The organism is Pseudomonas sp. LS-2, from assembly GCF_003605735.1.
GTDB lineage: Bacteria > Pseudomonadota > Gammaproteobacteria > Pseudomonadales > Pseudomonadaceae > Aquipseudomonas.
Genome location: NZ_QXTJ01000048.1, coordinates 1 through 14,001, shown reverse-complemented (window position 1 = coordinate 14,001; position 14,001 = coordinate 1). Strand labels below are relative to the sequence as shown.

The following is a 14,001-nucleotide window of genomic DNA, read 5'->3' as shown; positions in this document are numbered from 1 at the left end:
GCTGGCGGGGTTACCAGCCACGCCCCGAATTGACCCAGAAGTTGACCGAGAGCGACGTGGAGATCGATTCCACCTGATGGAACCAGCCTTCGGGCAGGAACAGCAGGTCCCCCGCTTCCAGGGTCACCCGCAGGAACGGCACGTCTCTGGCTGCCGGAAAGCGCCCGTAGTCGGGGGCGTCTGGATTGACTTCGCAGCCGTCCAGCCCGCCCTCCGGCGAGGTCGACCAGGTCCCCAGTGCTTCGCGATGATGGGGCGCGGCGAGAATGAACGATTTCTGTCCCCAGACCTGAGCGAACAGGTTGTCGGTGTCGTCTCTGTGCAGCGGCGTCAACGTGCCTTTCGGGCCGATCCAGATGCGCGGCGGGATGAACAGCGACGGGGCGAAGTAGGGCGGGTACTTGATCTGTTTCATCAGTTGCGCCGGCAGGATGTTGTTGCCCATGTAGGCCGGTGGTGCGCCGTCCGCGCCCTTCTGCGCCGGGCGGTCCAGCGAGGCAATGAAATCGGCCATCGATGTGGAGCGAAAGTCACGGTCGGCGGAGAAGGTCTTCTTCACATAGTCGCCGTGGCGGGTGATGCCCTGCAGTTCGGCGAAATGCACCAGCGACTCTTCGCGGCTGAGCTTGAACAACGGCCAGTCCTGCAGGGCATCACTGATCACCAGCGGAATACCATGGGGCAGGTAGCGGCTGCGAAATTCGCTGACTGACACTTCGCTGCGCGGCCGTCGTTCGATCACGCGCTGCACCGGCAGGCTGGCCGACACCCTCTCGCTGAAGCGCGCAGGCGTCGGATAACGCGTCTTCATGTCGACCTTTTCCGCCTTGGCGCCGCCATTGCGTGCGTGATCGATGATCTGCGGCAACATCGTCGCCAGACCCATGTTGCCGCCGATCTTCAGCCGCCCGCTGGCGAACAGTTCCTCGACGTTAGCCATGCCGCCCATGATCCCGAGGAAATCGCGCTCGGCCACTTCGATGGTGACGTCGGGGCTCGGGTGACGACCGGCCTGTGTGCGGCTGGCGGCCTTGACTTCGGACCAGAACGCCTGCCCCGGCGAGAACACGAATTGAAAGACGCCTTCGATGCCGACGCTGCCTGCATTGGCGAACAGTCTGGTGAGGATGGTCTGCAGGTCCACGGCGTTGCCTCGCGTTCGGTCTGGTGGCTGGTCTGAGTGCTTGGGTCTGAGTGCTTTGGTTCGAATGTTTTGGAGACGGTTTGAACAGGGAACGAGCGATGACCCAGGAAATTTATCGCGACGACGACCGTCGTCCGCCCGCGGTGGCACTAATTTGCCCGCGTGTTCATCCGTTCCATCTACACATCACTGATCGAGGTAAGCGCGGTGAACAAGCTGACATTGCTGTGTCTGCCGTATTCCGGCGCCAGCGCCATGGTTTACAGCCGGTGGCGACGCAGCCTTCCACCCTGGCTGCACGTGCATCCGGTGGAGCTGCCGGGCAGAGGGGCGCGTTACGACGAACCTCTGCAAACCGACATGCACCCACTGGCGCGGCAGCTCGCCAGAGAGCATTCGTCGTCGATCAGGGGGGCCTATGCCTTGTTCGGCCACAGCCTGGGCGCCTTGATGGCCTGCGAGATGGCCTATGCCTTTCGCGAGCTCGGTTACCCGGAACCGGTCGCGCTGTTCGCTTCCGGCACGGCGGCACCGACTCAACGCAGCGATTACGACCGCGAATTCGCCGAGCCCAAGACGGACGAGGAGTTGATCGAACAGCTGCGCACGTTTCAGGGCACTCGTGAGGAAGTGCTGGCCAATCGCGAACTGATGAGCCTGACCTTGCCGGTGTTGCGCGCGGACTTTTTGATGTGCGGCCGTTTTCGTCCACGGGAGCGCCCGCTGCTCAAATGCCCGGTGCATGTGCTGGGCGGCAAGGAAGACCGGGCGACCACCGAACAGTTGATCGGCTGGAGCAAAGAGACCAGCGGCAGCTTTTCGGTGGACATGATGACGGGCGGGCATTTTTTCATTCACGAACACGAAGCGCGGGTGCTGCGACTGATCAGGGACCACCTTGACGTTCACTACCGTCGGCACTTTCAGCCGGTCGCACTCAGCCGCTAGCGCCGTGCGGCGCGCTTGATTGTCTACAGGAGGCCCATCATGGGTGTTGCCACAGGATTTGCCGTGCGTCCGCTGTTTTCCGGGGAGGGGCGTCTGCCGTTGCTGGTCGAAGCGACGGACCCCGGCACCCGCCTGCTGGCGGTGTTCGATGAAATCAGTGAGTTGGTGGATGAGCATCTGCAGCGCGACGGCGGGATTCTCTTTCGAGGCTTTTCGCTGGAAGGCGCGGAGCAGTTTCGCGAGTTCGCCGCCAGCTTCGGTCATCCGCTGCTCAACTATGAGTTCGGCTCCACGCCGCGCAGCAGTGTGACGCAGGGCGTGTATACCTCAACCGAATACCCGGCGCATCAGAGCATTCCGCTGCACAACGAACAGGCGTATTCCCGCGACTGGCCGATGAAAATCTGGTTCTACAGCATGATCGCCGCGCAGTCGGGGGGCGAGACGCCGATCGCCGACAGTCGCGAGGTGTACAGGCGGATGCCGGTGCATATTCGCGAGCGTTTTGTCAGCAAGGGTTTGATGTACGTGCGCAATTTCGGCAACGGGCTGGATGTGGCCTGGGAACAAGTCTTCAATACCGATGACCGGGCGGTGGTCGAAGCGTACTGCCGGGCCCATGGCATCGTCTGCGAATGGAAGGACGATGGCGAGTTGCGCACGCGGCAGACCTGCCAGGCGGTGGCGCGTCATCCGCGTACCGGTGAGAGGGTCTGGTTCAATCAGGCGCATCTTTTTCACATTTCCAACTTGCAGCCGGAGGTGCGGGAGAGCCTGCTGGATATCGTCGATGAAGAGGACCTGCCGCGTAACGTGTATTACGGCGATGGATCGCCGATCGAGGATGAGATTCTGGAGGAGATTCGTGGGGTGCTGGATCAGTGCATGATCCGTTTTCCGTGGCAGGCGGGGGATGTGTTGATGCTCGATAACATGCTCGCCGCCCATGCCCGTGCGCCGTTCGAGGGTAAGCGCAAGGTGATCGTGGCGATGGCCGAGGGGTTTTCGGCGGATCAGTTGTAGCGGGGTCATAGGCTGGCTAACGCCGGGCCTGTTTCGCCTTCGGCGAGTTACTTTTTCAAGAGCCGGAGTGCCGGACCATTAAAAAGTAACCAAAAGGCCCTGCTCCCGGTTTGGCCTCGACTTCGTCGAGGTACCCTCACTCCGGCGACGCTCCGTGGGCCCGCGCCGAACGGACATCCATGTCCTTGCGGCGCTCTCGCGGCATCCATGCCGCTCGGCCCACTCCACGTCGCCTGCGTTCAGCCTGCACCCAAGTCGCGATGGGCGTCGTCTGTGCTGTCGCGCGCTTAGAAGCAAAAGCGTGTGGTGATGATCGTGCCCACGCTCTGCGTGGGCATGATCCTGTGACGCTCTGCGTCACCCACAGCGGACGCAAAGCATCCGGGGCGGCGTTACCACGCGGAGCGTGGGAACGATCAAAAGCAGAGGCTGAAGTAGGGCGCTGTGGCGCGAGCGCTAAGTTGCTTCTGCCCGGAGGGCGTGGGAGGCCGGCTTGCCGACGATCTGCTGCGTAGCGGCAGTAAGATCAGGCGCCCTGGCAAGATCAGGCACACCGCGTCCATCGGATTGACTGCCGGTTCCCGGCAGATCGTCGGCAAGCCGGCCTCCCACGCCCTGCGGGCAGAAGCGTGTCGCGATCATGCCCACGCCCTGCGGGCAGAAGCGTGTCGCGATCATGCCCACGCCCTGCGGGCAGAAGCGTGTCGCGATCATGCCCACGCCCTCCGGGCAGAAGCGTGTGGTGATCGTGCCCACGCTCCGCGTGGGCATGAATCCTGTGACGCTCCGCGTCACCCACATCCCGCTAATTTTTCCCCGCTGCATTCGTTTTATAGGGACGACGCGCCTTTGTGCTTCCTGCCTATTGATCCGGATGCTAAGAAATGAATGCTGATGACTCCTTGAAACTCGCTCGCAGGTTTATCGGGTTGCCCCTGGAAAAACGCCGGTTGTTTCTGGCGGCCTTGCAGAAAGAAGGGGTGGATTTCGCTCAGTTTCCGATCCCGGCAGAAGTGGACGTCGAGGACCGTGATGCGTTGTCCTATGCGCAGCGGCGCATGTGGTTTCTCTGGCAGCTGGATCCGCAAAGTGGCGCCTACAACTTGCCCAGTGCTGTGCGGCTCAAGGGGCCTTTGGTCGAGTCAGCGCTCGAACAGGCGTTCGCCAGTCTCGTCCAGCGGCACCAGACCTTGCGCACGGTCTTCAAACAACTGCCTGACGAAACCCTGCAACAGGCGCCGGTGACGGGAGCACGGCTGGTCGAGCGCGAAGATTTCAGCATCCTGCCCGAAGACGAACGCGAGCGACGTGTGCGCCATGAAGCGCAAGCACAGTCGCTGCTGCCGTTCGACCTGGCCAACGGTCCGCTGCTGCGAGTCAAGTTGATCAAGCTCGGCCCCGAGCATCACGTGCTGTTGCTCACCTTGCACCATATCGTCTCCGACGGCTGGTCGATGAGCATCCTCATCGACGAATTCATCCGCTGTTATGACGCCCACACCCGCGGCGCAAGCCTCGACCTGGAACCGTTGCCGATCCAGTACGCCGACTACGCACTCTGGCAGCGACGCTGGATGGAAGCGGGCGAGCAGGAGCGCCAGCTCGCCTACTGGCAAGCGCAACTGGGTGACGATCATCCGGTGCTGGAGTTGCCCACCGACTTCCCCCGCCCGGCAGTGGCCAGTCATCAAGGCAGTCGCTACGAATTCGATCTGCCATCCACGTTGGCGGACGATCTGCGGCAGCTGGCGCGCCAGCAGAATGTCTCGCTGTTCACGGTCCTCCTGGCTGCGTTCAACATTCTGCTTTATCGCTACACCGGTCAGACCGATCTGCGGGTCGGGGTGCCGATTGCCAACCGCAATCGCCGGGAGGTCGAAGGCCTGATCGGGCTGTTCGTCAACACGCAGGTACTGCGCGCGCGCTTCGACGAGCACACCTGCGTCAATCAGTTGCTGGCGGATCTCAAAGACGCAGTGAATGGCGCTCAGGCCCATCAGGATCTGCCCTTCGAGCGGCTGGTCGATGCGCTGAAACTCGAGCGCAGCCTGAGCCACACTCCGCTGTTTCAGGTGATGTACAACCACCAGCCGGACGTCGCCGACATTTCGGCGCTCGAACTCGAATCGGGACTGAGTCTGAGTCAGCTGGACTGGAGCACCCGCACCACGCAGTTCGACCTGACGCTGGACACCTACGAGAAGGGCGGCACGCTCATGGCCGCTCTGACATTTGCCACCGACCTGTTCGCCCCGGCGAGCATCGAGCGCATGGCCGGTCTCTGGCTCAAGGTGCTTGATGAAATGGTCGCCGACAGCACGCGCCGGGTCAGTGACTTGCCCGTGCTCGATGCCCGGCAGATCCAGACCCAAGTGGTGGACTGGAACCGCACCGACGCCCAATTCCCCGCGCAGCGCGGTGTGCACCAGCTGTTCGAAGATCAGGTGCGCCAGCAGCCTCACGCCGTGGCGCTGATGTTCGATGGACAGACACTGTCCTACCTGCAACTCAACCAGCGCGCCAACCGTCTGGCCCACAAACTGCGCGAACTGGCGCCGGCCGGGGCCGAGCTGCTGGTGGGCGTCGCCACCGAGCGTTCGGTGGAGATGGTCGTGGCCCTGCTGGCCGTGCTCAAGGCCAGGGGCGCGTATGTGCCGCTGGACCCGGAATACCCGGCCGAGCGTCTGCGCTACATGATCGAGGACAGCGGCGTGCGTCTGCTGCTGACCCAGAGCCACCTGCTGGATCAGCTGCCACTGGACGCGCAGGTCCAGGCCCTGTGTCTGGACCAGGACGGCGACTGGCTGGAAGGTTTCAGCGACGCCAACCCCGAGCTGCCCTGCCTGCCAGAGCAACTGGCCTACCTGATCTACACCTCGGGCTCGACCGGGCACCCGAAAGGCGCCGGCAATCGGCACATCGCGCTGACCAACCGGCTGTGGTGGATGCAGCGCGAATACGGCCTCGACGCGCGCGATACCGTGCTGCAGAAGACGCCGTTCAGCTTCGACGTTTCGGTCTGGGAGTTCTTCTGGCCGCTGATGGTCGGTGCGCGTCTGGCGGTCGCGCTGCCGGGTGAACACCGCGAACCGGCGCGGCTGATCGAGACCATCGTGCGGGATCGAATCACCACCGTGCACTTCGTGCCGTCAATGTTGCAGGCGTTTATTCATGAGCAGGGCGTCGAGGCCTGTAGCAGTCTGAAGCGCATTGTGTGCAGCGGCGAAGCCCTGCCAGTGGATGCCCAGCAGCAGGTCTTCGCCAGGTTGCCGGGCGCCGGGCTGTTCAACCTGTACGGCCCGACCGAAGCGGCCATCGACGTGACTCACTGGCGTTGCGTCGACGAGCGCCGGGCCAGCGTGCCCATTGGCGTGCCCATCGATAACCTGCGCACGCAGATCCTCGGTTCTGACCTGAGCCTGCTGCCGGTCGGCGCCGGTGGCGAGTTGTATCTGGGCGGCGTCGGCCTTGCCCGGGGTTATCACCGACGCCCCGGCCTGACTGCCGAGCGTTTCGTGCCGGACCCGTTCAATGCCGGCGAACGGCTGTACCGCACCGGCGACCTGGCGCGCTACCGGATCGACGGCGTGATCGAGTATCTGGGGCGCCTGGATCATCAGGTCAAACTGCGTGGCCTGCGCATCGAACTGGGCGAGATCGAAGCCAGTCTGTGCGAGCACGAGCTGGTGCGCGAGGCGGTGGTGCTGGCGCAGGACGGCAAGCAACTGGTGGCCTGTCTGGTGCTGAGCGTCGAGCAACCGCCCGCCGACTGGCGTGAACAGCTCAAGGCCTGTCTGTTGCAGGGGCTGCCGGAGTACATGGTCCCGCAGCACTGGCTGCCCTTGGCGAGCCTGCCGCTGATGCCCAACGGCAAGCTCGACCGCAAATCGCTGCCGCGCGCTGAAGCCAGTGTGCAGGCCGAATACATCGCCCCGCAAAGTGACGTCGAGCAGGCGCTGGCCGCCATCTGGCGCGACGTGCTGCGCGTCGAGCAGGTCGGTCTGGAGGACAACTTCTTCGAGCTGGGCGGTGATTCCATCGTCTCGATTCAGGTGGTGGGTCGCGCCCGTCAGGCGGGCATTTTGTTCAGCCCGCGCGATCTGTTTCAGCACCAGACCGTGCGCAGTTTGGCTCAGGTCTGCCAGGCCTCCGTTGCCGCCACCATCGATCAGGGTCTGGTGACGGGTGAAGCGCCGCTGACGCCGGTGCAGCGGTGGTTCTTCGAATTGCCGATCCCGCGTCGTGAACACTGGAACCAGTCGCTGTTGCTGACCCCGCGCCAGCCCCTGGACCCTGCGCACCTGCGGGGGGCGATTGCCCAACTGATTCAACACCACGACGCATTGCGCCTGGGCTTTACAGCGGGCAGCGATGGCTGGGTTCAGGAACAGGGTGCGATGCCCGATGAGGCACCGCTATGGCAGCGGGATGCGGCGACGGCGAGTGAACTCAACGAGTGCTGCGACCAGGCCCAGCGCAGCCTGAACCTGAGCCATGGCCCGCTGCTGCGTGCGCTGTTGGTGAACATGGCCGACGGCTCTCAGCGTCTGCTGCTGGCGATTCATCACCTGGTGGTGGACGGCGTGTCATGGCGCGTGCTGCTGGAGGACCTGCAAACCTTGCTCAGCCAGGCGCAGGCAGGGTCCGCGCCGACCTTGCCGGCCAAGACCAGCGCCTACAAAACCTGGGCCGAACGTTTGCAGGATCACGCCCGCAGTCCGGCGCTGGAAACCGAGCTCGATGCCTGGCAACGCGCGTTGGCCGATGCCCCGACGGATCTGCCGTGCGACCGCGCCGACGGCGGTCTGCGCAACGAGCACGGACAGAAAGTCGTCGCCAGTCTCGACGCGCACCTGACGCGGCAATTGCTGCAGGATGCGCCTGCGGCCTATCGCACCCAGGTCAACGATTTGTTGCTCACGGCGCTGGCGCGGGTCATCGCCCGCTGGAGCGGCGAGCGCTCGGTGCTGATCCAGCTCGAAGGCCACGGCCGTGAAGACCTGTTCGAAGACATCGACCTGACCCGAACGCTCGGCTGGTTCACCAGCCTGTTCCCGGTCAGCCTGACGCCGGCCGATGACCTGGCCGCGTCCATCAAGGCGGTCAAGGAGCAACTGCGCGCCGTACCGGGCAAGGGCCTGGGCTTCGGCCTGTTGCGCTATCTGGGCTCATCGCACGCACAGCAGACCCTGGCGGCGCTGCCGACGCCACGCATCACGTTCAACTACCTGGGTCAGTTCGACGGCCAGTTCGCTGACGGCGCGCTGTTCGTGCCGTCCAGCGAAAAGTCCGGTGTCGCCCAAGACCCACAGGCGCCGCTGGCCAACTGGTTGAGCATCGAAGGTCAGGTCTACGGCGGCGAGCTGTCGCTGCAATGGACGTTCAGCCGCGAGCTGCATGATCCGGCCACCATCGAGCGTCTGGCCCATGAGTATCGTCAGGAACTGATCGCCCTGATCGAGCATTGCGTCCAGGCGCAGGCGGGGGGCGCGACGCCGTCCGACTTCCCGCTCGCCAGCCTGACCCAGCAGCGTCTCGACGAACTGCCGACGCCGATGGCGCAGATCGAAGACATCTACCCGCTGTCGCCGATGCAGGAAGGGCTGCTGTTGCACACGCTGCTGGAGCCGAACTCGGGTATCTATTTCATGCAGGATCGCTACTGCATCGACAGCGACATCGACCTGCCGCGTTTTCGCGGCGCCTGGCAGGCGGTGATCCAGCGCCATGACGCGTTACGAGCCTCGTTCAATCTCGATCAGCACGGCGAAATGCTGCAGATCATTCATCGCCACGCACCGTTGCGACTGGACTACCTAGACTGGAGTGCGCGCCCCGCAGATCAGCACGAAGCCGATCTGCAGGCCCTGCTGGCCCAGGAGCGCGAGCAGGGTTTCGATCTGCTGGTGCAACCGCCGTTCAGCCTGCGCCTGATTCGTCGCGGGCCGCAGCAATACTGGTTCATTCTCAGCAACCACCACATCCTGATCGATGCCTGGTGCCGGTCGCTGCTGTTGCAGGATTTCTTCACCCTCTATCAGGGCAAGGCGTTGCCACGACCCGCAGCGCGTTATCGCGACTTCATCGCCTGGCTGCAAGGCCAGGGCGAGGCCGAGGCGATCAGCGCCTGGCGCGAAGAACTGCGCGGTGTCGAGCAGCCAACCTGGTTGCCGTACGATCGGCCGGTGCAGCGCCAGGGCGGTCAGTCGCAGATCGGCGACCGTTATCTGAACCTTGCGCGCAGCGAAGGTCGTGCCCTGCGCGAACTGGCCCAGCAATACCAGTTGACCGTCAATACCTTCACACAGGCGGCCTGGGCGCTGGTGATGCATCGCTACAGCGGCGATCAGGACGTGCTGTTCGGCGTGACGGTGGCCGGGCGCCCGGTCAGTCGCCCGGAGATGCAGGACACCGTCGGCCTGTTCATCAACAGCATTCCACTGCGGGTACGCATGCCGCACAACGGCAGTGTCAGGCAGTGGCTGCAGGCGTTGTTCGAACACAACCTGGCGTTGCGTGAACATGAGCATTTGCCGCTGGTGAAGATCCAGGCGTGCAGCGCGATCGACAGCAGCCAGCCACTGTTCGACAGCCTGTTCGTGTTCGAGAACGCGCCCCTTGAAAGCGCCGTGGTCAGCGGTGCGCAGGAACTGAGCGCGATTGCCGACAGCGCCCGCACGCACACCAACTACCCGCTGACGGTGGTGGTGTATCCCGGCGATGAGCTGGGCTTGCACCTGTCCTACGATCAGCGTTTCTTCGACGCAGCCACCATCGACCGGCTGTTGCAGGACATGAAGCGGGCGCTGGATGTGCTGGTCAGCCATTTCCATGGTGAGTTCGCCACACTGCCCCTGATGTCCGACGCCGAGCGCCAGCGACTGGTCGAGGCTTGCAACCAGACTGAACGCAGCTACCCGCTGGATCAGGGTTACGTGCGTCTGTTCGAGGCCAGCGTCAGGCAATACGGCGAGCGAGTGGCGGCTTCGTGCCTGGACCGGCAGTGGACGTACAACGAACTCAACCGTCAGGCCAATCGCGCCGGGCACGGGCTCATCGCGGCAGGGGTGCAGATCGATCAGCCGGTGGCGCTGCTGGCCGAACGGGATTTGCCGCTGTTGGGCATGATCGTCGGCAGCTTCAAGGCGGGCGCCGGTTACCTGCCGCTCGACCCGCACCTGCCGGATGAGCGGCTGCTGCGTCTGCTGCAATTGAGCCGCACGCGGGTGCTGTTCTGCAGCGCTGCCTGTGCCGAACGTGGGCAGCTGCTGCTGGACAGTCTGCCGTCGCACGACCGGCCGCAATTGCTGGTCTGGGAGGCGGTGCAGAACGGCACTGGCGCGCAGACCGATCCGCGGATCTACGTCGGTGCCCGGCATCTGGCCTATGCCATCTACACCTCGGGTTCCACCGGCACGCCGAAGGGCGTGCTGGTGGAGCAGGGCGGCATGCTCAACAACCAGCTTTCCAAACTGCCGTATCTGGCGTTGGGCGAAGACGACGTCATCGCCCAGACGGCCTCGCAGAGTTTCGACATTTCCGTGTGGCAGTTCCTCACCGCACCGCTGTGCGGTGCGCGGGTCGACATCGTGCCTCACGACATCACTCAGGAGCCGGCCGCGCTGCTGGCCCATGTGCGTCAGGCCGGGATCACCATTCTGGAAAGCGTGCCGTCGCTGATTCAGGGGCTGCTGGATGAACCGGTGGCGGCGCTGGAGCGCCTTCGCGTCATGCTGCCGACCGGCGAAGCCATGCCTCCGGAGCTGGCCCGTCGCTGGTTGCAGCGGTACCCGGCGATCACCCTGGTCAACGCCTATGGCCCCGCCGAATGCTCGGACGACGTGGCGCTGTACCGCGTAGAGATGAGCGCGACCCAAAGCGCCTGTCTGCCCATCGGCAGCCCGACCGACAACAACCGCTTGTACCTGCTCGATGGGCAGTTGCAGCCGGTGCCGCTGGGGGCGGTGGGTGAATTGTGGGTGGCGGGCGTCGGTGTGGGACGCGGTTACCTGAGCGACCCGGCGCGTACCGCCACGGCCTGGCTGCCTGATCCATTCGCGGCTCAGGCGGGCGGGCGACTGTACCGCACCGGCGATCTGGGTCGTCGTCGCAACGACGGTCTGCTGGAGTACGTCGGCCGCGTCGATCATCAAGTCAAGGTACGAGGTTTCCGTATCGAACTGGGTGAAATCAGCGCCCATCTTCTGGAACTCGACGCTGTGCGCGATGCGGTGGTGGATGTCTACGACAGCGGCACCGGCAAGGCGTTGGTCGGCTATGTGGTGCCCGCGGCCACCGATGTCTCGGGCCATGAGTTCCATCTGGCGTTGCGTGAAGCGCTGCGCCAGCGACTGCCGGACTACATGGTGCCGCTGCAATGGGTGACGCTCGATGCGCTGCCCCTGACGCCCAATGGCAAGCTGGACCGCAAGTCCTTGCCCAAACCCGATGCCGCACAGTTGCAGCAGCATTTCGTCGCCCCGCACACCGAGCTGGAACAGCGCATCGCCGGGATCTGGCAGGAAGTGCTGAAGCTGGATCGCGTCGGCCTGAGCGACAACTTCTTCGAGCTGGGTGGGCACTCGCTGCTGGCGACGCAGGTCATCTCCCGCGTGCGTCACGCCCTGAACATCGAGCTGCCGCTGCGCACGCTGTTCGAACACGTCACCTTGCAAGCATTCGTCGGTGCGCTGGGCCAGGGCCGGGTCGCCGATTTGCCGGATCACGCGCCGGGACAACCGCCGGTGCAAGCGGCGGAGACGATGCGGGCGCAGATGCCCGCGCTGGTGGCGGTGGATCGTCAGCAGCCCTTGGCGCTGTCCTATGCCCAGGAACGTCAGTGGTTCCTCTGGCAACTGGATCCGCACAGCGCCGCGTACAACATTCCGCTGGCGCTGCGTTTGCACGGGACGCTGGACGTTGCCGCGCTGCAGCGCAGTTTCAACCTGTTGATCGAGCGCCATGAGAGCCTGCGCACACGCTTTGCCGACGCCGCTTCGCAGACCGTGCAGATCATCGACGCCCCCTCGCCAGGGGTGCTGAGTGTGGTGCCGCTGGCCAGCGAAACGCTGATTGGCGCGGCGGTCGAAGCCGAGGCCCTGGCCCCGTTCGACTTGCAGCACGGGCCGTTGCTGCGCGCAGGCTTGCTGCAACTGGCGGCGGACGATCACGTATTGCTGCTGACCCAGCATCACGTCATCTCTGATGGCTGGTCGATGCAGGTGCTGGTCGAAGAGTTGATTGCGTCCTACGCCGCCCACAGTCAGGGGCAGCCCTTGCCGCTTGCGGCGCAGGCGATTCAATACGCCGATTACGCTCAATGGCAGCGCCAATGGATGGACGCCGGTGAGCGCCAGCGCCAGCTGGATTACTGGGTCGAGCAATTGGGCGGCGATCAGCCAGTGCTGGAATTGCCGTTGGACCGGCCGCGCCCCGCGTTGCAGGACACCCTTGGCGCACGTCTGGACATCCCGCTCAGTGCGGCATTGACTCGTGATCTGCGTGAGCTGGCAAGGCGAGAAGGTGCGACCCTGTTCATGGTGTTGCTGGCCTCGTTCCAGGCGCTGTTGCACCGCTACAGCGGGCAGCAGGATATCCGCGTCGGCGTGCCCAACGCCAACCGCAACCGCGTGGAGATCGAGCGACTCATCGGCCTGTTCGTCAACACTCAGGTGCTCAAGAGCGATGTCGATGGCCAAATGGCGTTCAGCGATCTGCTGCGTCAGGTGCGCCAGGCCGCGTTGCAGGCCCAGGCCCATCAGGACCTGCCGTTCGAACAGTTGGTGGAGGCGCTGCAACCCGAGCGCAGCCTGAGCCACAGCCCGCTGTTCCAGGTGATGTACAACCACCAGAGCGAGGGCAAGAAGAGCATCGACGTGCGCCTGCCGGGGTTGCGCGTCGAAGGGCTCGCCAGCGAACGGCAGACCGCGCAGTTCGACCTGACGCTGGAGACCTACGAAGCCAGCGACGCGCTCACCGCCGCGGTGGTCTACGCCTGCGCGCTGTTCGACGCGCGCACCATCGAGCGTCTGGTTGCTCATTGGCAGAACCTGCTGGCGGCCATCGTTGCCGATCCGCAGCAGCGGGTCGCCGAGTTGCCGATGCTTGCCGGGCATGAGACGCAGCAGGTGCTGCACGACTGGAACCGCAGCCACGTCGAATACCCGGCTGACGCGTGCATTCAGCAACTGATCGAGGAGCAGACCGCGCGCACGCCGGACGCGGTGGCGCTGGTGTTTGCAGACACCCAATTGACCTATGCCGAGCTCAACGCCCGAGCCAACCAGTGGGCCCATCGCTTGATTGAGCTGGGTGTTGGCCCGGACGTGCTGGTGGGCGTGTCGCTGGATCGTTCGCTGGAAATGGTGATCGCTCTGTTGGCGGTGCTGAAAGCCGGGGGCGCTTATGTGCCGCTGGACCCGGATTATCCGCAGGATCGTCTGCGCTACATGATCGAAGACAGCGGCTTGAAACTGCTGTTGACGCAAGGGCATTTGCAGTCCGTGTTGCCGATTCCGGATCAGGTGCAAGCGCTGGACCTCGATCAGCCATTGAGTGGCTACAGCAAGGCCAATCCGCAAACCGACCTGAGCCCGGAAAACCTCGCCTACGCGATCTACACCTCCGGCTCCACCGGCAAACCCAAGGGCGTGATGGTGCGCCACGGCGCACTGACCAACTTCATCGTCAGCATGGCGTCCGCACCGGGGATTACCGCAGACGACCGTCTGCTGTCGCTGACCACGTTCTCTTTCGATATCTTCGGCCTCGAGCTGTACACGCCGCTGATGGTAGGCGGCCGTGTGGTGATGGCCGACAAGGACACCCAGCGCGACCCGGAACGGATCCTCCAACAGGTGCAGGCTCAGGGCATCAGCGTGCTGCAA

Annotated in this window: 5 protein-coding genes; 3 read left to right on the top strand and 2 right to left on the bottom strand. The window is 64.2% G+C overall.

Translation table 11 applies throughout. From position 1 onward, the window contains the following. Positions 1 to 10 precede the first annotated feature (10 nt). Positions 11 to 1,144, bottom strand: coding sequence for a cupin-like domain-containing protein (locus tag D3M70_RS31335; protein ID WP_120130115.1), 1,134 nt, complete (start codon positions 1,142 to 1,144; stop codon positions 11 to 13). A gap of 207 nt (positions 1,145 to 1,351) precedes the next feature. Between D3M70_RS31335 and D3M70_RS31330 the strand changes: the two genes are divergently transcribed. Continuing rightward, complete coding sequence (locus D3M70_RS31330) at positions 1,352 to 2,092, top strand: thioesterase II family protein (protein ID WP_120130156.1); 741 nt, start codon at positions 1,352 to 1,354, stop codon at positions 2,090 to 2,092. A 39-nt stretch (positions 2,093 to 2,131) separates the two neighbouring features. Beyond that, complete coding sequence (locus tag D3M70_RS31325) at positions 2,132 to 3,115, top strand: TauD/TfdA family dioxygenase (RefSeq protein WP_120130113.1); 984 nt, start codon at positions 2,132 to 2,134, stop codon at positions 3,113 to 3,115. Between the two features lie 456 nt (positions 3,116 to 3,571). Here the strand turns inward: D3M70_RS31325 and D3M70_RS32180 are convergent, their stop codons facing one another. Next, positions 3,572 to 3,829, bottom strand: coding sequence for a hypothetical protein (locus D3M70_RS32180; RefSeq protein WP_165869947.1), 258 nt, complete (start codon positions 3,827 to 3,829; stop codon positions 3,572 to 3,574). Between the two features lie 170 nt (positions 3,830 to 3,999). Here D3M70_RS32180 and D3M70_RS31310 point away from each other — a divergent pair. Beyond that, positions 4,000 to 14,001: non-ribosomal peptide synthase/polyketide synthase (locus D3M70_RS31310; RefSeq protein ID WP_120130109.1), on the top strand; the 10,002-nt coding region annotated here is incomplete at its 3' end.

What these genes read in the sequence shown, in the direction of transcription:
- D3M70_RS31325 (WP_120130113.1), top strand. Translation starts at nt 2,132, where the DNA reads ATGGGTGTTGCCACAGGATTTGCCGTGCGTCCGCTGTTTTCCGGGGAG.
- D3M70_RS32180 (WP_165869947.1), bottom strand. Translation starts at nt 3,829, where the DNA reads ATGATCGCGACACGCTTCTGCCCGCAGGGCGTGGGCATGATCGCGACA.